This is a genomic window from Citrobacter rodentium NBRC 105723 = DSM 16636 (assembly GCF_021278985.1).
Taxonomy (GTDB): domain Bacteria; phylum Pseudomonadota; class Gammaproteobacteria; order Enterobacterales; family Enterobacteriaceae; genus Citrobacter_A; species Citrobacter_A rodentium.
Map to the genome: position 1 here is coordinate 4,714,976 of NZ_CP082833.1, position 18,308 is coordinate 4,733,283.

The following is an 18,308-nucleotide window of genomic DNA, read 5'->3' on the forward strand; positions in this document are numbered from 1 at the left end:
GCGAAAGCCTTTAACGCAGGCGATTTTTGATTTTCTCGACCATCATCGCGGTCGAAATGCCGTAGCGTTCGTGCAGGGTTGGCAACGCCCCGGCCAGCAGGAACTCATCCGGCAGGCCGATGGTGTCCAGTTCACAGCGCACGCCTTTACGCATCAACAGCGCGGCAACCGCTTCGCCAAGTCCGCCGATGCAGGTGTGGTTTTCCGCGGTGATCACTAAACGCCCCGGCTTCGACGCCTGTTCAACGATGGTTTTCTCATCCAGCGGCTTAATGGTCGGCACGTGCAACACCGCGGCGCTGATGTTGTCGGCGCGCAGTTTTTCCACGGTTTCCAGCGCGCGCATGGTCATCAGCCCGGAAGAGATAATCAACACATCGTTGCCGTCCTCCAGCAGCTTCGCCTTGCCCAGCTCAAACTTATAGTCATATTTGTCCAGCACCAGCGGCACCTTGCCGCGCAGCAGACGCATATACACCGGACCGTTATGATCGGCCATCGCCGGTACCGCCTGTTCGATTTCCAGCGCATCGCACGGATCGATGATGGTCATGCCGGGAATGCCGCGCATAATCGCCAGATCTTCCGTCGCCTGATGGCTGGGGCCGTAGCCGGTAGTCAGACCCGGCAGCGCCGCGCAGATCTTCACGTTGAGATGCTCTTCGGCAATAACCTGATGAATAAAGTCATAGGCGCGACGGGTGGCAAAAACGGCGTAGGTGGTGGCGAACGGAATAAAACCCTCTTTTGCCATTCCGCCCGCCGCGCCCATCAGCAGCTGTTCCGCCATCCCCATCTGGAAAAAGCGATCCGGGAACGCCTGGGCAAAAATATGTAGATCGGTGTACTTCGACAGGTCGGCGGTCATACCGACGATTTCCGGGCGCTGCGCCGCCAGTTTCGCCAGCGCGACGCCAAAAGGCGCCGGTACGGTGACCTGGCCTTCATCAGCAATGGAGGCAATCATCGCTGACGTTTTTAAACGGGTTTTTGGGGTTGTCTGGCTCATTACAGCACTCCTTCCGGTTTGTTGGCATCGAGCACGGCTATCGCTTTCTGCCATTCGTCAGCATCAACACGAATAAAATGGTTCTTATCGCGCGTTTCGAGGAACGGAACGCCTTTACCCATCAGCGTGTCGCAGATAATGACCCGAGGCTGTTCGCCGCGATGATTTTTCGCGTTATCAAACGCATTGACCACGGCGGCGACGTCGTTGCCGTCGATGCGCTGCACGTACCAGCCGAAAGCCGCCCATTTTTCGTGCAGCGGCTCAAAGCCGAGGATTTTGCGCGAATCGCCGTCGGCCTGCTGCCTGTTCACATCAACGATGTTGATCAGGTTGGTCAGCCCGTAGTGCGCCGCCGACATCGCCGCTTCCCAGGTGGAACCTTCATCCAGTTCGCCATCTGACATCGAGTTATACACCCATGACGGGCTCTGTTTCTGCCTCAGCCCCAGCGCTATCCCTACCGCAATAGACAGCCCCTGCCCCAACGAACCGCCGGACATCTCCATCCCCGGCGTATAGGTCGCCATGCCGGACATTGGCAGACGGCTGTCGTCCGACCCATAGGTTTCCAGCTCCGCCTCAGGAATGATCCCGGCCTCCAGCAGCGCCGCATAGTAGGCGATGGCATAGTGACCGTGAGACAGCAGGAAGCGATCGCGCCCTTCCCACTCCGCATCCTGCGCGCGCCAGGTCATCGCGTGGCTGAAAGCGGTCGCCAGCACATCGGCGTAGCCCAGCGCCTGACCGATGTACCCCTGCCCCTGAACTTCCCCCATGCGCAGGGCATAGCGACGAATGCGCCAGGCCGCCGCCGCCACTTTCTGAACTTCTGTCATATTCATCAGACTGCCCTCGCTTAGTGGATTAACATGCCGCCGTTAACATCCAGAGTGATGCCGGTGGAGTAGGAAGAGAGGTCGCTGCCGAGGAACAGCGCGGCGCGCGCAATATCCACGGCGTCGCCGAGACGGTTCATCGGAATGCCTGCCAGGATGTTGGCGGTCATTTCATCGGTCAGTTTTCCGGCGGTGATATCGGTCTGGATAAGGCCGGGAGTAATGCAGTTCACGCGCACGTTATCCGGCCCCAGCTCGCGCGCCATTGCCCGCGCCAGCCCCAGCACCCCGGCCTTCGCCGCGCTGTAGTGCGGACCGCCGAAAATACCGCCGCCACGCTGGGCGGAGACGGAGGAGATACAAACGATGCTGCCGGATTTCTGCTTACGCATCAGCGGAATAACCGCCTGCGACATCAGCAGCGTACCGCGCAGGCTGACATCCAGCACCGCGTCGTAATTTTCGCGTTTAATATCCATTAATTTAATCGGCTGCGTGATACCGGCGTTATTGACCAGCACATCCACGCGGCCATATTTCGCCACAATTTGCTCCATCGCGGCGCTTACCTGCGCTTCATCCGCAACGTTTGCCGCCAGCCCAAGATGCTCGTCGCCTAACGACTTCGCCGCCGCCGCGCTGGCCTCTTTATTCAGATCGATAATCACAACCTTTGCGCCGTTTTCGGCAAATAACTTCGCGGTGGCGAAACCTAAACCACGTACGGAAGCCGCGCCAGTCACAATAGCGACTTTATTTTTTAATAACATATTTTTACTCCATGACATTACGTCATATTATTTGACGGGATAATTATTTCTTACTGTGGTTCATCAATAAAAAGAATCACCACTAATCCAATTGCTGCGCAGATACCAAAATAGGTAAACACGGAATTAAAGCTGCCGGTATTATCAAGTAAAAAACCGGCCACCATCGGGGAAACAAATCCGCCCAGATTGCCGCCGCTGTTAATAATGGAGGAGGCAATGGGATAGGTTCTGGCGTCGGAAACCGCCATACCGTAAGCGGTAAAGGCAGGCCAGCCAATATTCAGGCACAGGCCGACAAAAAATAATCCCGTACAAACCGCCGCGGTGCTGGCCGGAATATTCAGCATAATAAGCATCATAATAACGGTAGAGATCGCCGTAAAAATCATTGTCGGCTTGCGTCGGCGCCCCAATAATTTATCGGAAATATAGCCACCGCCGATCGCGCCGACAAATCCGCCGATGCACGGCATACTGGCGACCAGCCCCATACTCATAAAGTCGAAGCCTTTTTCTTTTACCAGATAAAGCGGGATCCAGGTCAGCAGACCGTACAGTACGCTGACCATCATAAAATAGGCCAGGCAATCGCCGAGGATATTTTTAGAGGTAAATAATCCTTTCGCCGTATCAACCGGCGCCCGTTTTCTGACCCGGATAATTTTATCCAGCCAGCGAAATTTATCGTCAATAACGATATTTTCTCGTTTGCCGGTATGATCATGATGACCGGCATGAATGTCCTCCAGTTCGCTTGCCGAAACAAAACGGCTCTCGGAAGGTTTGGTTTTCACCAGCACATACCAGGCGATCGCCGCCACCAGACCCGGAATGGCGAAAGAGAAGAATACCCAGCGCCAGCCCCAGGTTACCGCAATCCATACCGCTAAAGGCGGGACGATGATCGGCGCGAACATGGTGGCGGCGATATAGACGCCCGTCGCCGTGGCCTTCTCTTTCGGCGGAAACCAGCTGTTGATCGTCGAAGCCAGCCCTACCGGACAGGGACCTTCGCTCAGGCCGAGGCCAAGCCGCACCAGCTTTAAGCCGAACACCGAACTGACGGTGCCCATCAGCCAGGTAAACGCGGAAAAGCCAAAAATAGATAATGAAACCAGCCCGCGCGTTCCGCGCTTCGCAATAAAAAAGCCTGCCGGGATTTGGCTTACGGCGTAGCCCAGAAAGAACATACTGGCAATGGCGCCAGCTTCAAAATTATTGATATGGAACTCATCAATGATAAACGGCAGTACCCGCGCCAATATTGGTGCGATCGGCATAATTGATGGCATAAACCAGAAAAATCATCGTTAAAACGACAAAACGATACTTCGTTTTCCTGGTGTCGGTACAGACAACGGTATCTATACGTGACATAGGGTATCCTCTTTATTGTTTTATCTTTTTCGCGAACATCGTCGCAACACGCTTTTTCAGTCCTTCGGTTGCGAATATAACAACGCGTTCTAAAAATAGAATTTAAATAACCTCAATTCACGTTGAGAAAATTTTGATTCGTGACTGCATTCAAATTAGCGGCTTATTGAAAGCGCCAGATTCGCTGGATTAAAATGCGACAAGCCTCACATTTCATTGTTTTAACTTGCTGATAAAAGGGGTATTACCCAATAAAATTTGATTAATCGTTGCGTTGCTGTTTTGCTGTTCTTCCCACTGGCTTTTTCAGGAATTGCGTCATGCCCACTCCCGTTCCTAATAAAATGTTGCCGGTTCCGTCACTACGCAACATCCAGGCATTTATTGAAGTGGCCGATACGGGCAGCCTTAATACTGCCGCGGAAAATCTCAACATTACCGCTTCCGCCGTCAGCCATCAGATTGCGAGTCTGGAGAATTTTCTGGGCAAAAAATTATTTTCCCGCAGCAGTAAAGGCGTAAAGCTGACCACCATCGGCGAACGCTACCTGAAAGAAGTGTCTGGCGCGCTAAATATGATTGGCCAGGCCACTAACCAGGTGATTCATGACATTCATCAGGATTATTTACGCATCCACTCCGCGCCCAGCTTTGGCCTGCTCTGGCTGATGCCGCGGCTTGACCGCTTTCGCCAGGCGTGGCCTGAGCTGAAAATCAGCCTGACCTGCTCCTATGAGAGCATCCAGTTTTCCCGCGACAATATTGATATCGACATTCGCCACGGCCTGGCGCAATGGCCGACGCTGGTGGTCAAAACCATTCGCAATGAAAGAATGCTTCCTTACACCTCCCAGGCCTGGCTGGAAAGCCATCCGCTGCAAACCCCGGAAGATCTGCTGTCATGCGATCTGATCCACTCAGACAGCACCCTGATTAACTGGAACAACTGGTTCTCGTGGCACAAGGTGCGCGGCTTCAATAAAAATTTTATTTTTAATTTTGACCGCTCGTATATGAGCATCGAAGCTGCAAGGATGGGACTGGGCGTGATCCTTGAAAGTAATCTGCTGGCTGGCGAAAGCTTGCGCAAGCAGCACCTGCGGCCAGTCTTTGCCGACGATGTCAGCATGTCGGTGAATGCCCACCATCTGGTGATGCCGCACACCAGCGAGCAAAAAGCGAAAGTGAAAGCCTTTATCGCGTGGATCTCTGAGGAACTCGACGCCGCAGGTTTCCAGATTTAAACCGGCGCTGGACAGAACCGGAGCTGCAGACTATTTTTAATCAATCGATTGATTAAAAAATGGGTCGCGCGATGAATACCCCCACGATGACCAGCAAGGGCGAGCAGGCGAAAAGCCAGCTGATCGCCGCGGCGCTGGCGCAGTTCGGCGAGTACGGGCTGCACGCCACTACCCGCGACATTGCGGCGCAGGCCGGGCAGAATATTGCCGCCATCACCTACTACTTTGGCTCGAAAGAGGATCTCTACCTCGCCTGCGCCCAGTGGATCGCCGATTTTATCGGTGAACAGTTTCGTCCCCTTGCCGAAGAGGCGGAGCTGCTGCTTGCACAACCAACGCCGGATCGTGCGGCGATACGCGAGCTGATCCACCGCGCCTGCAACAATATGATCATGCTGCTGACCCAGGACGATACGGTTAACCTGAGCAAGTTTATTTCCCGTGAACAGCTCTCGCCAACCGCCGCCTATCAGCTGGTGCACACCCAGGTGATCGACCCGTTGCACCGGCATCTGACGCGCCTGATCGCCGCCTTTACCGGCTGCGACGCCGACGACACGCGCACTATTCTGCACAGCCACGCCCTGCTCGGCGAAGTGCTGGCATTTCGCATCGGTAAAGAAACCATCCTGTTACGTACCGGCTGGTCACAGTTTGACGACGAAAAAGCGGCGCTGATCGCCGGGACGGTGACCTGCCATATCGATCTTATTCTGCAAGGTTTATCGCAAAGGAGTCTGGACTGATGAAAAAACCTGTTGTTATCGGGCTGGCTGTCGCGGCGCTGATCGCCGTGATTGCCGGTGGAACCTGGTGGTATCAGAGTCGGCAGGATAACGGTCTGACCCTCTACGGCAACGTCGATATCCGCACCGTCAATATGAGCTTCCGCGTCGGCGGGCGGCTCGCCTCCCTGACCGTGGATGAAGGCGACGCCATCAGGGCCGGACAGATATTAGGCGAACTGGATCATGCGCCCTATCAAAACGCGCTGATGCAGGCGAAAGCAGGTGTCTCAGTCGCGAAGGCCCAGTATGACCTGATGCTGGCGGGCTACCGCGAAGAAGAGATTGCCCAGGCCGCCGCCTCGGTGCGACAGGCGCAGGCGGCGTATGACTATGCGCAAAACTTCTACAACCGCCAGCAGGGCCTGTGGAAAAGCCGCACTATCTCCGCCAACGATCTGGAAAATGCCCGCTCTTCGCGCGACCAGGCGCTGGCGACGCTCAAATCGGCGCAGGATAAACTGAACCAGTACCGCTCCGGTAACCGTGAACAGGATATCGCTCAGGCTAAGGCCAGCCTCGAGCAGGCACAGGCGCAGCTGGCGCAGGCCGAACTCGATCTTCAGGACACCACCCTAGTGGCGCCGTCCAGCGGCACCCTGCTGACCCGCGCGGTGGAACCCGGCAGTATGCTTAATGCGGGCAGTACCGTATTGACGCTCTCGCTCACCCGTCCGGTGTGGGTGCGCGCTTACGTTGATGAGCGCAACCTGAACCAGGCGCGACCAGGTCGCGAAATCCTGCTCTATACCGATGGCCGTCCGGATAAGCCGTATCACGGCAAAATCGGCTTTGTCTCCCCCACCGCGGAATTCACCCCGAAAACGGTGGAGACCCCGGACCTGCGCACCGATCTGGTCTACCGCCTGCGCATCGTGGTAACCGACGCCGACGACGCGCTGCGTCAGGGGATGCCGGTAACGCTGCGGTTCAGCGACGAGGCAGGACATGAATGACGCCGTCATTACGCTGAAAGGACTGACGAAGCGCTTTGCGGGAATGGATAAGCCTGCCGTCGCCCCGCTCGACTGCACTATCCACGCCGGTTACGTGACCGGACTGGTCGGGCCGGACGGCGCGGGTAAAACCACCCTGATGCGTATGCTGGCAGGGCTGCTGAAAGCCGATGACGGCAGCGCGACGGTGATCGGCTGCGATCCGATCAAAAACGACAGTGCGCTGCACGCGGTGCTCGGCTATATGCCACAAAAGTTTGGCCTGTATGAGGATCTCACGGTGATGGAGAACCTCAATCTGTATGCCGATCTGCGCAGCGTCACCGGCGAAGCGCGGGAAAAAACCTTCGCCCGCCTGCTGGAGTTCACCGCGCTGGGGCCATTTACGGAACGGCTGGCGGGTAAGCTTTCCGGCGGCATGAAGCAGAAACTGGGGCTGGCCTGTACGCTGGTCGGCGAGCCGAAAGTGCTGCTGCTGGATGAGCCGGGCGTCGGCGTGGACCCGATTTCGCGGCGCGAACTCTGGCAGATGGTGCACGAACTGGCGGGCGACGGGATGCTGATCCTCTGGAGCACCTCCTATCTCGACGAAGCCGAGCAGTGCCGCGACGTGCTGCTGATGAACGAAGGCGAACTGCTCTACCAGGGCGATCCGACGCAGCTGACTAAAACCATGGCCGGACGCAGTTTTCTGATGCATAGCCCGCAGGAGGGCAACCGCAAACTGCTTCAGCGGGCGCTGAAGCTGCCGCAGGTGAGCGACGGTATGATCCAGGGCAGATCGGTTCGCCTGATCGTCAAAAAAGAGGCGACGGCGGAGGATATTCGTCGCGGCGACGGTATGCCGGAAATCGGGATCAACGAAACCGCCCCGTGCTTTGAAGATGCGTTTATCGATCTGCTGGGCGGCGCTGCGACGTCTGAGTCGCCGCTGGGCGCAATTCTGCACACCGTGGAAGGCACACCCGGCGAAACGGTGATTGAAGCGAAAGCGCTGACCAAAAAATTCGGCGACTTTGCCGCTACCGATAACGTTAACTTCAGCGTGCGGCGCGGAGAGATTTTTGGATTGCTGGGACCAAACGGCGCGGGCAAATCGACCACCTTTAAAATGATGTGCGGCCTGCTGGTGCCCACCTCGGGCAAAGCGCTGGTGCTGGACATGGACCTGAAGGTCAGCTCCGGCAAGGCGCGCCAGCATCTTGGCTATATGGCGCAGAAATTCTCGCTCTACGGCAACCTGACGGTCGAGCAGAACCTGCGCTTCTTCTCCGGCGTATACGGCCTGCGCGGGCGGGCGCAGAACGAAAAAATCGCCCGCATGAGCGAGGCGTTTGGCCTGAAGAGCATCGCCTCCCAGGCCACCGACGCGCTGCCGTTGGGCTTTAAGCAGCGTCTGGCGCTGGCCTGTTCGCTGATGCACGAGCCGGACATCCTGTTTCTTGACGAACCGACCTCCGGCGTCGACCCCATCACCCGCCGCGAGTTCTGGCTGCATATAAACAGCATGGTGGAAAAAGGCGTGACGGTAATGGTCACCACCCACTTTATGGACGAAGCGGAGTATTGCGATCGCATCGGGCTGGTGTATCGCGGCAAACTGATCGCCAGCGGCACCCCGGACGACCTGAAAGCGCAGGCCGCCGATGACCAGACGCCGGATCCGACGATGGAGCAGGCCTTTATCACCCTGATTCACGACTGGGATAAGGAGCACGGGCATGGGTAATTCTCTTCTCTCCTGGCGCCGGGTGCGCGCCCTGTGCGTAAAAGAGACGCGGCAGATCGTCCGCGATCCCAGCAGTTGGCTGATTGCGGTGGTGATCCCACTGCTGCTGCTGTTTATCTTCGGCTACGGCATTAACCTTGACTCCAGTCGGCTGCGGGTAGGCATTTTGCTCGAACAGCAAAGTAAGGAGGCGCTGGATTTTACCCACACGCTGACCGGTTCGCCGTACATCGACGCCACCATCAGCGATAACCGCCATGAGCTGATCGAAAAAATGCAGGCCGGACGCATTCGCGGTCTGGTGGTGATCCCGGTGGATTTTGCGGAAAAGATGGCGCGCGCCGATGATACGGCGCCGATTCAGGTGATCGCCGACGGCAGCGAACCCAACACCGCCAACTTTGTACAGGGCTATGTGGAGGGCATCTGGCAGATCTGGCAAATGCAGCGCGCCGAAGACAGAGGTGAAACCTTCGAGCCGTTAATTGACGTGCAGACCCGCTACTGGTTTAACCCGGCGGCCATCAGCCAGCACTTTATCATTCCCGGCGCGGTGACCATCATCATGACGGTCATTGGCGCGATTCTCACCTCGCTGGTGGTGGCGCGCGAGTGGGAGCGCGGAACGATGGAAGCGCTGCTCTCCACCGAAGTAACCCGCCTGGAGCTGCTGCTGTGCAAGCTGATTCCCTATTACTTTTTGGGAATGCTGGCGATGCTGCTCTGTATGCTGGTGTCGGTCTTTATTCTCGGCGTGCCCTACCGCGGCTCGCTGCTGCTGCTGTTTTTAATCACCAGTCTGTTTTTGCTCAGTACGCTGGGGATGGGGCTGCTTATCTCCACCATCACCCGCAACCAGTTTAACGCCGCCCAGGTGGCGCTAAACGCCGCCTTTTTGCCGTCGATTATGCTGTCCGGGTTTATTTTCCAGATCGACAGTATGCCCGCGGTGATCCGCGCGGTGACTTACATTATTCCGGCGCGCTATTTCGTCAGCACCCTGCAAAGCCTGTTTCTGGCGGGGAATATTCCGGTAGTGCTGCTGGTGAACGTGCTGTTTCTTATCGCTTCGGCGGTGATGTTTATCGGCCTGACGTGGATGAAAACCAAACGTCGGCTGGATTAGTTTTCCAGGTTTCGTCCGGCATGAGGATAACAAGATGTTTCATCGCTTATGGACATTGATCCGCAAAGAACTACAGTCGCTGCTGCGCGAGCCGCAGACGCGCGCAATTTTAATTTTGCCGGTGCTGATTCAGGTCATTTTGTTTCCGTTTGCCGCCACGCTGGAGGTGACCAACGCCACCATCGCCGTGTATAACGAAGACAACGGTAAACATGCGGTGGAGCTGACCCAGCGCTTCGCCCGCGCCAAAGCCTTTACCCATGTGCTGCTGCTGAACAGCCCGCAGGAGATTCAGCCGACCATCGACACGCAAAAAGCGCTGCTGCTGGTGCGCTTCCCGGCGGATTTTTCCCGCAATCTGGACACCTTCCAGCCCGCGCCGATGCAGTTAATCCTTGACGGGCGCAACTCCAACAGCGCGCAGATCGCCGCCAACTATCTCCAGCAAATCATCAAGGTTTACCAGCAGGAGCTGATGGAGGGTAAACCGCAGCCGAACAATAGCGAGCTGGTGGTGCGCAACTGGTATAACCCGAACCTCGACTATAAATGGTTTGTGGTGCCGTCGCTGATCGCGATGATCACCACTATCGGGGTGATGATCGTCACCTCGCTCTCGGTGGCGCGCGAGCGCGAACAGGGCACGCTCGATCAGCTGCTGGTTTCCCCGCTCACCACCTGGCAAATCTTTGTCGGTAAAGCGGTACCGGCGCTGATTGTCGCCACCTTTCAGGCGACTATCGTGCTGGGCATTGGCATCTGGGCGTATCAGATCCCGTTTGCCGGGTCGCTGGCGCTGTTCTACTTCACGATGGTGATTTACGGGCTGTCGCTGGTCGGCTTTGGACTGCTGATATCCTCACTCTGCGCAACGCAACAGCAGGCGTTTATCGGCGTGTTTGTCTTTATGATGCCCGCGATTTTGCTTTCGGGTTACGTCTCGCCGGTGGAAAATATGCCGGTATGGTTGCAGAACCTGACGTGGATAAACCCGATTCGCCACTTTACCGATATCACCAAGCAGATCTATCTGAAGGATGCGAGTTTGTCGATTGTCTGGGGAAGTTTGTGGCCGCTGCTGGTGATAGCGGCCACGACAGGATCAGCGGCGTATGCGATGTTTAGACGCAAAGTCATGTAGCTTTTTGTCTTTCGCCAGCAGCGATACCACAGCGGGCCCGGCAAGGATGACGACGCCCGCTAACGCCAGCAGGAAATTGTTCTGCAACACGCGGGACAGCAGCCACAGCACAATCAGCGACGCGCCGAAATACCAGGTGGTGGTGAGCTCTTCCAGTACGTCGGCGACATCCCGCCAGCGCTGTTCATGATGACGCTGCAACGCCAGCATCAGCAGTACGGTAACGCCGTACACCACGCATAATCCGAGGCCGACGCGCACCAGCGTGCCGCTCATCCAGCCCATTACCAGCATCGCCACTACCAGTAAATGCAACATTATCTGCCAGCAACTTAATCCCGTTGCGACACGAATTCGTTGTTGCCACTTCATGGCTCTTCTCCTGAAGGATTTTTGTCTAATAACTCAGAGTACCGAACTTTACGGAAAATTCCGTAACAACGCACCTTTTTGTGACGACGACTACACTATTTACACAGGATAGTGACGCCGACAGGAGAACTATGACCGGTCAAACGCAGCGATTTTCATTCAAAGTGCTCACCATAAATACGCACAAGGGGTTTACCGCCTTTAATAAGCGCTTCATTTTACCGGAGCTGCGCGACGCCGTGCGCACCGTCGGCGCTGACATCGTCTGTCTGCAGGAGGTACTCGGCGCGCATGAAGTGCATCCGCTGCACGTCGAGAACTGGCCGGATACCACGCACTACGAGTTTCTCGCCGATACCATGTGGAGCGACTACGCCTACGGACGCAACGCAGTCTACCCGGAAGGGCACCACGGAAACGCGGTGCTGTCGCGCTATCCCATTGAACATTATGAGAATCGCGATGTGTCAGTGGCAGGCGGCGAAAAGCGCGGCGTGCTCTATTGCCGGATTGTGCCGCCGCAGCTTGACCGTCCGATTCATGTAATGTGCGTGCATCTTGGCCTGCGCGAAGCGCATCGCCAGGCGCAGCTCAAAATGCTGGCGGACTGGGTAAACGCCCTGCCCGACGGCGAACCGGTCGTGGTGGCGGGCGACTTTAACGACTGGCGGCAGAAGGCCAGCCTGCCGCTGAAAAAGACGGCCGGACTGGATGAGATCTTTACCCACGCCCACGGTCGTCCGGCACGGACTTTTCCGGTCAGCCTGCCGCTGCTCCCTCTCGATCGCATTTACGTAAAAAATGCCAACACCAGTTCGCCCACGGTGCTGCCGCTGCGCAGCTGGCGACATCTTTCCGATCATGCCCCCCTTAGCGCGGAGATCCATCTATGAAATGTGGCTGGCGTGAAGGTAACCAGATCCAACTACTGGAAAACGGCGATCAATTTTATCCCGCCGTATTTGAAGCCATTGCTGAAGCCGAGCAGAGGATCATTCTGGAATCCTTTATCTGGTTTGAGGACAACGTCGGCAAACAGCTGCATGCGGCGCTGCTGAAGGCGGCGAAACGCGGCGTGCAGGCGGAAGTGCTGCTTGACGGTTACGGTTCGCCGGATCTGAGCGACGAATTTGTCGGCGAACTGACCGCAGCGGGCGTAGTGTTCCGCTATTACGATCCGCGCGCCAGGGTTTTTGGCATGCGCACCAACGTCTTTCGCCGTATGCACCGCAAAATTGTGGTGATAGACGGCAAAGTGGCGTTTGTCGGCGGCATTAACTACTCCGACGAACATATGTCCGACTATGGTCCGGAGGCCAAGCAGGATTACGCGGTGCGCGTCGAAGGGCCGATTGTGGCCGATATTTTGCAGTTTGAGGTGGAAAATCTGCCCGGCCAGAGCGCAACGCGGCGCTGGTGGAAGCGATACCATCAGGCGGTGGAGAACCACCAGCCAGGCGAAGCGCAGGTGCTGTTTGTCTGGCGTGATAACGAAGAACATCGCGATGACATTGAACGCCACTACCTGAAAATGCTCACCCAGGCGCGGCGGGAGGTGATTATCGCCAACGCCTATTTCTTCCCCGGCTATCGTCTGCTCCACGCCATGCGCAACGCGGCGCGTCGCGGCGTGCGCGTGAAGCTGATTGTGCAGGGCGAACCGGATATGCCGATTGTGAAGGTGGGCGCGCGCCTGCTGTATAACTATCTGGTGAAAGGCGGCGTGCAGGTGTACGAATACCGGCGCAAACCGCTGCATGGCAAAGTCGCGCTGATGGACGATCACTGGGCGACGGTAGGGTCGAGCAACCTCGATCCGCTCAGCCTGTCGCTCAATCTGGAAGCTAACCTGATTATCCACGATCGCCAGTTTAACCAGACCCTGCGCGACAACCTCAACGCCATCATCCGCCAGGACTGTAAGCAGGTGGATGAGACGATGCTGCCCAAACGCACCTGGTGGAACCTCACCAAGAGCGTGCTGGCGTTCCACTTTTTACGCCATTTCCCGGCGCTGGTAGGCTGGCTGCCGGCGCATACCCCGCGACTGGCGCAGGTTGACCCGCCGGCGCAGCCCGAAATGGAAACGCAGGACCGCGTTGAAGCGCAAGATACCGGAGCAAAATCCTGATGGCGAAATCACATCCACGCTGGCGGCTGGCAAAAAAGATCCTCACCTGGCTGTTTTTTATTGCCGTGATTGTCCTGTTGGTCATTTATGCCAAAAAGGTTAACTGGGAAGATGTCTGGACGGTTATTCGCGATTATAACCGGACCGCGCTGCTGAGCGTGGTCGCCCTGGTGATCGTCAGCTATCTGCTTTACGGCTGCTATGACCTGCTGGGACGCGCCTACTGCGGCCATAAGCTGGCGAAGCGCCAGGTAATGCTGGTATCGTTTATCTGCTACGCCTTTAACCTGACGCTCAGCACCTGGGTCGGCGGTATTGGGATGCGCTACCGTCTCTACTCGCGCCTCGGCCTGCCGGGGAGCACCATCACCCGCATCTTCTCGCTGAGCATCACCACTAACTGGCTGGGCTATATTCTGTTGGGTGGCATCATCTTTACCTTTGGCGTTGTCCAGTTGCCCGCCCACTGGTACATCGACGAAAGCACACTGCGTATTCTCGGCGTCGTGCTGCTGTTGATGATCGCCGTCTATTTGTGGTTCTGCGCCTTTGCCAAACGTCGGCATATGACCATTAAAGGGCAAAAGCTGGTGCTGCCGTCCTGGAAGTTCGCGCTGGTGCAGATGGTTATATCCAGCGCCAACTGGATGGCGATGGGGCTGATTATCTGGCTGCTGATGGGCCAGGGCGTAAACTATTTCTTTGTGCTGGGAGTACTGTTGGTCAGCAGTATCGCCGGGGTAATCGTCCATATTCCGGCGGGGATTGGCGTGCTGGAAGCGGTATTCATCGCGCTGCTGGCGGGCGAGCGTACCTCACAGGGAACCATTATCGCCGCCCTGCTCGCCTATCGCGTGCTCTATTATTTCATTCCGCTGCTGCTGGCGCTGATTTGCTATCTGGTGCTGGAGAGTCGGGCGAAGAAGCTGCGGGCGAAAAACGAGAAGGCGATGGCGAAGTAGTATGCATTCGCATTGCATTGCCTGATGGCGCTTCGCTTATCAGGCCTACACGCCATCTTTCAACATGAAAATCTGTAGACCGGATAAGGCGTAGCCGCCATCCGGCATCCGGCATCCGGCATCCGGCATCCGGCATCCGGCATCCGGCATCCGGCATCATGACAACCCGCAGGCCGATAAGGCGCAACCGCCATCCGGCGCTGCACGGTTAACGTCGGTTGCCGAAAATGCGCAGCAGCATCAGGAACAGGTTGATAAAGTCCAGATACAGCGTTAACGCCCCGAGAATGGAGTATTTGCGCAGGTTAGAACTGTCGCGCACGTCAATCTGCTCGCCGATATTTTTCAGCTTCTGGGTGTCATAGGCGGTCAGCGCCACAAACACCACCACCCCGATATAGGTCACCGCCCACATCAGCGCTTCACTCTTCAGCCAGAAGTTAACCAGCGACGCCAGAATGATGCCGATCAGCGCCATAAACAGGATATTCCCCCAGCTGCTCAGGTCGCGTTTGGTGGTATAACCCCACAGGCTCATCACGCCGAACATTCCGCCGCTCACCACAAAGGTGCTGGCAATAGAGGATGCGGTATAGATGATAAAAATGCTGGAGAGCGTAAGCCCGGTCAGCGCCGAGTAAAGCATAAACAGCGTGGTCATCACTCCGGCACTGAGCCGGTTAATCAGACCGGACAGTACAAAGACGACGGCAAGCTGGGCAATGACCAGGCCAAAGAAAAAGAGCCTGTTGGTATAAAGTAATTCTATAAAAGCAGCGGAATGCGACGCATACCATGCAATAAACGCCGTCAGCAGCAGTCCGACGGTCATCCAGCCGTATACCTGCGCCATATAAGTTTGCAGACCGGAACGCGTCTGCACGATTGAATCGGATCGTGGAAATCTGTCCATGATAATCTCCTGGTTAAAAAGTGACACTATTATAAGCGTATCACATTCTGCTACCAGCGTTTTGCTGCCTGCCGATCGCTGTCACGCGCTTCCACCCAGCGCTCGCCCTCCGGCGTCGCCTCGCGCTTCCAGAACGGCGCGCGGGTTTTCAGATAATCCATAATAAACTGTCCGGCTTCAAAGGCGCTGCTGCGATGCGCGCTGGTGACGCCGACAAAGACGATCTCATCGCCCGGCCACAGTTCACCGATGCGATGAATCACCGTCACGCGTCCCAGCGGCCAGCGGGCGCGGGCTTCGGTAACGATTTCGCCGAGCGCTTTCTCGGTCATCCCCGGATAGTGCTCCAGCGTCAGCGCCTTTACGTTGTCGCCAAGATTATGGTTGCGCACTTTTCCGGTAAACGTCACCACCGCGCCGTCTTCGTCACGCTCCGCCAGCCACGGGTACTCTTCCCCAACGCTGAACGGCGCAGGATCGACAACAATTTTTGTCTCCGCCATCTCAGCCCCCTGTCACCGGCGGGAAGAAGGCCACTTCATCCCCTGCCGACAGCGGATGATCGAAACTGACCAGCGTCTGATTAACCGCCGCCAGCAGCTTGCCATCCTCCAGCGCCAGCGCCCAGCGCCCGCCGTTGGCCGCCAGATGCTGACGCAGCGCGCTAACCGTCGGAAAATCGTCCGCTACTTCCAGCGTATCAGTACCCACCAGTTCACGAACCTGGGCGAAAAAAAGAACCTTAATCATCAGCGTCCGCCTTAAAATCACCGGATTTGCCGCCGCTTTTCGCCAGCAGGCGAACCGGGCCAATCACCATATCCTTCTGTACCGCTTTACACATGTCGTAAATGGTCAGCGCGGCGACGGATGCCGCCGTTAATGCCTCCATCTCTACGCCGGTTTTTCCCGTCAGGCGACACAGCGATTCAATGCGCACGCGGTTGTGCTCAGGCTCGGCCTGTAGCTGCACTTCAACTTTGCTCAGCAGCAGCGGATGACACAGCGGGATCAGCTCCCAGGTACGTTTCGCCGCCTGGATACCGGCAATGCGCGCGGTGGCGAACACGTCGCCTTTATGGTGGCTGCCGTCAATAATCATCGCCAGCGTTTCGCTGCGCATGGTGACAAAAGCCTCGGCGCGCGCTTCGCGGACGGTTTCCGCTTTCGCGGAAACGTCTACCATATGCGCTTCGCCGGCGGCGTTAATGTGGGTCAGTTGCGACATGGTTATTTCTTCAGATGAGGGTGGAAATTACACGGACGCGTGCGCGCGTCAAGCTGCGGCGCGATGATATTCTCCCAGGCAGTCCGACAGGCTTTGGTCGAGCCCGGCATGGCGAAAATCAGCGTCTTATTGGCGACGCCGGCAACCGCGCGCGACTGTAGCGTCGCGGTGCCAATCTCCTCGAATGACAGCATTCGGAACACTTCGCCAAAGCCTTCAACTTCGCGGTCGAACAGCGGCAGCAGCGCTTCCGGCGCCTGATCGCCTTCCGTCAGCCCCGTTCCGCCGGTGATCAGCACCACCTGCACATTTTCACTGGCAATCCAGGCGGACACCCGGGCGCGAATGGCGTAGCGGTTCTCTTTAACGATGGCTTTATCCACCACCTGATGGCCTGCCTCCTGCGCGGCGTCACGCAGAAAATGGCCGGAGGTGTCATCCTCTTCGCCGCGACGATTCGAAACCGTAAGAATAGCGATACGGGTCGGGATAAATTCAGCGCTTACCTGACTCATGGAAAACTCCTTTAGCGATCATCCGCCAATGTACGATAAGTTTTGCGTAATACCGGTATTGTTCTGATGCAGGAAATGGGTCTGCTTTTTCTCACGCAGCGCCAGAGCGATACGCGCTTCCAGCGCAGCCTGCTGGTTATCTTCAACCAGCAGATCGCGCAGGCTTATGCCGCCGTCGCCGAACAGACACAGGTGCAGTTTGCCGACGGAGGAGACGCGCAGACGGTTGCAGGTGGCGCAGAAATCTTTTTCATACGGCATGATAAGGCCGATTTCACCCACATAGTCGGGGTGGCAAAAGACCTGCGCCGGTCCGTCGCTGCGCTGGCGCAGCTGGTGGATCCAGCCGCGCTTAAGCAGCTCATCGCGCAGGACCTGGCCGGAGATATGATGTTTGCGGAACAGCTCGCTGCCCTGGCCGGTTTCCATCAGTTCGATGAAGCGCAGCTGAATGGGTCGCGTCTGGATCCAGTTGAGGAAGGTGTCGAGCTGATGATGATTTACGTCGCGCATCAGCACGGTGTTGACTTTGACCTTATCGAAACCGGCGTCAAAAGCGGCGTCAATACCCGCCATTACCTGCTGAAATTTATCCTGCCCGGTAATGGCGTGAAACTGGCGGGCATCGAGGCTGTCAACGCTGACGTTGATGCCGGTCAGTCCGGCGTCGCGCCAGTGCGCGGCATCGCGCGCCAGGCGATAGCCGTTGGTGGTGACGGCTATCTGGCGGATCGCCGCATTTTCGCGCACGGCGGCGATGATATCGGTAAAGTCGCGACGCAGTGAGGGTTCACCGCCGGTGAGGCGAACTTTCTCAGTGCCGAGGTTAGCAAAAGCGCGGGTAACCCGGCGAATTTCATCGACGGAGAGAAAACCGTTATTGGTGACGCCGCCGGGCTTGTAGCCATCCGGCAGGCAGTAGGTGCAACGAAAGTTACACACGTCGGTAATTGACAGGCGCAGGTAGTAAAACTTGCGCGCAAAAGCATCGGTCAGTTGTGAGGCCATGTACACCTTTCCAGTACGGGAGGCGCAGTCATTTCTTCCTGCACCCTGGTGACAGCGCCTTTGCGCCGCCACGGCCAAAGCACCGTATCAGTTGACCCAGGTGCAGAGGCTAGAGTGTTTTTAAATTATAAGCCGATACTAGCGCGTAAACGACCACTTTGCCATTTACGCCTTACGCTATATAAACTTATATATAGCGT

At 56.8% G+C, this 18,308-nt stretch carries 19 protein-coding genes, 1 pseudogene and 1 riboswitch; of the genes and pseudogenes, 9 read left to right on the top strand and 11 right to left on the bottom strand.

The genetic code is table 11. From position 1 onward, the window contains the following. Positions 1 to 10: 10 nt before the first annotated feature. From K7R23_RS22465 to K7R23_RS22480, 4 genes and pseudogenes are all read right to left on the bottom strand, one after another. Positions 11 to 1,009 (bottom strand): transketolase family protein, encoded by a 999-nt coding sequence (locus K7R23_RS22465; protein WP_012905130.1) that lies wholly within the window; start codon positions 1,007 to 1,009, stop codon positions 11 to 13. Further along, entirely contained in the window at positions 1,009 to 1,854 is an 846-nt protein-coding gene (locus tag K7R23_RS22470; RefSeq protein WP_012905129.1) for a transketolase, read from the bottom strand. The genes K7R23_RS22465 and K7R23_RS22470 overlap by 1 nt, the downstream gene beginning before the upstream one ends. 14 nt (positions 1,855 to 1,868) lie before the next feature. After that, positions 1,869 to 2,618, bottom strand: a complete 750-nt coding sequence (locus K7R23_RS22475) for an SDR family NAD(P)-dependent oxidoreductase (protein WP_012905128.1) — start codon at positions 2,616 to 2,618, stop codon at positions 1,869 to 1,871. 50 nt (positions 2,619 to 2,668) lie between these two features. Then, positions 2,669 to 3,998, bottom strand: a pseudogene (locus K7R23_RS22480) (MFS transporter). A gap of 320 nt (positions 3,999 to 4,318) precedes the next feature. Between K7R23_RS22480 and K7R23_RS22485 the strand changes: the two are divergent. The 6 genes from K7R23_RS22485 (at position 4,319) to K7R23_RS22510 (ending at position 10,979) form a co-directional block, all read left to right on the top strand. After that, positions 4,319 to 5,242, top strand: coding sequence for a LysR substrate-binding domain-containing protein (locus K7R23_RS22485; RefSeq protein WP_012905126.1), 924 nt, complete (start codon positions 4,319 to 4,321; stop codon positions 5,240 to 5,242). 71 nt (positions 5,243 to 5,313) lie between these two features. Then, positions 5,314 to 5,988: a transcriptional regulator CecR gene (gene cecR, locus K7R23_RS22490; protein ID WP_012905125.1), complete on the top strand. Its 675-nt coding sequence runs from the start codon at positions 5,314 to 5,316 to the stop codon at positions 5,986 to 5,988. After that, entirely contained in the window at positions 5,988 to 6,983 is a 996-nt protein-coding gene (hlyD, locus tag K7R23_RS22495; protein WP_012905124.1) for a secretion protein HlyD, read from the top strand. Before cecR ends, hlyD begins: the two co-directional genes overlap by 1 nt. Beyond that, the gene (locus tag K7R23_RS22500; protein WP_012905123.1) at positions 6,976 to 8,712 is read left to right on the top strand and encodes an ATP-binding cassette domain-containing protein; all 1,737 of its coding nucleotides are present in this window, start codon (positions 6,976 to 6,978) and stop codon (positions 8,710 to 8,712) included. The genes hlyD and K7R23_RS22500 overlap by 8 nt, the downstream gene beginning before the upstream one ends. Next, entirely contained in the window at positions 8,705 to 9,838 is a 1,134-nt protein-coding gene (locus K7R23_RS22505; protein WP_012905122.1) for an ABC transporter permease, read from the top strand. Before K7R23_RS22500 ends, K7R23_RS22505 begins: the two co-directional genes overlap by 8 nt. A 34-nt stretch (positions 9,839 to 9,872) precedes the next feature. Continuing rightward, positions 9,873 to 10,979, top strand: coding sequence for an ABC transporter permease (locus K7R23_RS22510; RefSeq protein WP_012905121.1), 1,107 nt, complete (start codon positions 9,873 to 9,875; stop codon positions 10,977 to 10,979). On the opposite strand, the gene K7R23_RS22515 is transcribed toward K7R23_RS22510, so the two are convergent. Further along, positions 10,941 to 11,351, bottom strand: a complete 411-nt coding sequence (locus K7R23_RS22515) for a YbhQ family protein (RefSeq protein ID WP_012905120.1) — start codon at positions 11,349 to 11,351, stop codon at positions 10,941 to 10,943. The genes K7R23_RS22510 and K7R23_RS22515 overlap by 39 nt on opposite strands. 131 nt (positions 11,352 to 11,482) lie before the next feature. Here K7R23_RS22515 and K7R23_RS22520 point away from each other — a divergent pair, with 131 nt between their 5' ends. From K7R23_RS22520 to K7R23_RS22530, 3 genes are read left to right on the top strand one after another with little or no spacing between them, the layout of a single operon-like run. Beyond that, entirely contained in the window at positions 11,483 to 12,244 is a 762-nt protein-coding gene (locus tag K7R23_RS22520) for an endonuclease/exonuclease/phosphatase family protein (RefSeq protein ID WP_012905119.1), read from the top strand. Beyond that, positions 12,241 to 13,482, top strand: coding sequence for a cardiolipin synthase ClsB (gene clsB / locus K7R23_RS22525; protein ID WP_012905118.1), 1,242 nt, complete (start codon positions 12,241 to 12,243; stop codon positions 13,480 to 13,482). The genes K7R23_RS22520 and clsB overlap by 4 nt, the downstream gene beginning before the upstream one ends. After that, the gene (locus K7R23_RS22530; protein WP_012905117.1) at positions 13,482 to 14,444 is read left to right on the top strand and encodes a lysylphosphatidylglycerol synthase domain-containing protein; all 963 of its coding nucleotides are present in this window, start codon (positions 13,482 to 13,484) and stop codon (positions 14,442 to 14,444) included. Before clsB ends, K7R23_RS22530 begins: the two co-directional genes overlap by 1 nt. Before the next feature lie 208 nt (positions 14,445 to 14,652). On the opposite strand, the gene K7R23_RS22535 is transcribed toward K7R23_RS22530, so the two are convergent. The 6 genes from K7R23_RS22535 to moaA form a co-directional block, all read right to left on the bottom strand. Continuing rightward, positions 14,653 to 15,357, bottom strand: coding sequence for a Bax inhibitor-1/YccA family protein (locus K7R23_RS22535; protein ID WP_012905116.1), 705 nt, complete (start codon positions 15,355 to 15,357; stop codon positions 14,653 to 14,655). A 50-nt stretch (positions 15,358 to 15,407) separates the two neighbouring features. Further along, positions 15,408 to 15,860, bottom strand: coding sequence for a molybdopterin synthase catalytic subunit MoaE (gene moaE, locus K7R23_RS22540; protein ID WP_012905115.1), 453 nt, complete (start codon positions 15,858 to 15,860; stop codon positions 15,408 to 15,410). Position 15,861: 1 nt separating this feature from the next. Beyond that, on the bottom strand, positions 15,862 to 16,107 hold the full coding sequence (moaD, locus tag K7R23_RS22545; RefSeq protein ID WP_012905114.1) for a molybdopterin synthase sulfur carrier subunit: 246 nt from the start codon (positions 16,105 to 16,107) through the stop codon (positions 15,862 to 15,864). Then, positions 16,100 to 16,585, bottom strand: a complete 486-nt coding sequence (gene moaC, locus K7R23_RS22550; RefSeq protein ID WP_012905113.1) for a cyclic pyranopterin monophosphate synthase MoaC — start codon at positions 16,583 to 16,585, stop codon at positions 16,100 to 16,102. The genes moaD and moaC overlap by 8 nt, the downstream gene beginning before the upstream one ends. 2 nt (positions 16,586 to 16,587) lie before the next feature. Continuing rightward, positions 16,588 to 17,100 carry a molybdenum cofactor biosynthesis protein B gene (moaB, locus tag K7R23_RS22555; RefSeq protein WP_012905112.1) on the bottom strand — a complete coding sequence of 171 codons (513 nt, stop codon included), beginning with the start codon at positions 17,098 to 17,100 and terminating at the stop codon, positions 16,588 to 16,590. 18 nt (positions 17,101 to 17,118) lie between these two features. Next, positions 17,119 to 18,108 carry a GTP 3',8-cyclase MoaA gene (gene moaA / locus K7R23_RS22560; protein ID WP_012905111.1) on the bottom strand — a complete coding sequence of 330 codons (990 nt, stop codon included), beginning with the start codon at positions 18,106 to 18,108 and terminating at the stop codon, positions 17,119 to 17,121. Continuing rightward, a riboswitch (molybdenum cofactor riboswitch) is annotated at positions 18,096 to 18,237 on the bottom strand. Its footprint overlaps the gene before it by 13 nt. Between the last annotated feature and the right edge of the window lie 71 nt (positions 18,238 to 18,308).

Coding starts and splice junctions, on each gene's coding strand:
- K7R23_RS22465 (WP_012905130.1), bottom strand. CDS start 1,009: ATGAGCCAGACAACCCCAAAAACCCGTTTAAAAACGTCAGCGATGATT.
- K7R23_RS22470 (WP_012905129.1), bottom strand. CDS start 1,854: ATGAATATGACAGAAGTTCAGAAAGTGGCGGCGGCGGCCTGGCGCATT.
- K7R23_RS22475 (WP_012905128.1), bottom strand. CDS start 2,618: ATGTTATTAAAAAATAAAGTCGCTATTGTGACTGGCGCGGCTTCCGTA.
- K7R23_RS22485 (WP_012905126.1), top strand. CDS start 4,319: ATGCCCACTCCCGTTCCTAATAAAATGTTGCCGGTTCCGTCACTACGC.
- cecR (WP_012905125.1), top strand. CDS start 5,314: ATGAATACCCCCACGATGACCAGCAAGGGCGAGCAGGCGAAAAGCCAG.
- hlyD (WP_012905124.1), top strand. CDS start 5,988: ATGAAAAAACCTGTTGTTATCGGGCTGGCTGTCGCGGCGCTGATCGCC.
- K7R23_RS22500 (WP_012905123.1), top strand. CDS start 6,976: ATGAATGACGCCGTCATTACGCTGAAAGGACTGACGAAGCGCTTTGCG.
- K7R23_RS22505 (WP_012905122.1), top strand. CDS start 8,705: ATGGGTAATTCTCTTCTCTCCTGGCGCCGGGTGCGCGCCCTGTGCGTA.
- K7R23_RS22510 (WP_012905121.1), top strand. CDS start 9,873: ATGTTTCATCGCTTATGGACATTGATCCGCAAAGAACTACAGTCGCTG.
- K7R23_RS22515 (WP_012905120.1), bottom strand. CDS start 11,351: ATGAAGTGGCAACAACGAATTCGTGTCGCAACGGGATTAAGTTGCTGG.
- K7R23_RS22520 (WP_012905119.1), top strand. CDS start 11,483: ATGACCGGTCAAACGCAGCGATTTTCATTCAAAGTGCTCACCATAAAT.
- clsB (WP_012905118.1), top strand. CDS start 12,241: ATGAAATGTGGCTGGCGTGAAGGTAACCAGATCCAACTACTGGAAAAC.
- K7R23_RS22530 (WP_012905117.1), top strand. CDS start 13,482: ATGGCGAAATCACATCCACGCTGGCGGCTGGCAAAAAAGATCCTCACC.
- K7R23_RS22535 (WP_012905116.1), bottom strand. CDS start 15,357: ATGGACAGATTTCCACGATCCGATTCAATCGTGCAGACGCGTTCCGGT.
- moaE (WP_012905115.1), bottom strand. CDS start 15,860: ATGGCGGAGACAAAAATTGTTGTCGATCCTGCGCCGTTCAGCGTTGGG.
- moaD (WP_012905114.1), bottom strand. CDS start 16,107: ATGATTAAGGTTCTTTTTTTCGCCCAGGTTCGTGAACTGGTGGGTACT.
- moaC (WP_012905113.1), bottom strand. CDS start 16,585: ATGTCGCAACTGACCCACATTAACGCCGCCGGCGAAGCGCATATGGTA.
- moaB (WP_012905112.1), bottom strand. CDS start 17,100: ATGAGTCAGGTAAGCGCTGAATTTATCCCGACCCGTATCGCTATTCTT.
- moaA (WP_012905111.1), bottom strand. CDS start 18,108: ATGGCCTCACAACTGACCGATGCTTTTGCGCGCAAGTTTTACTACCTG.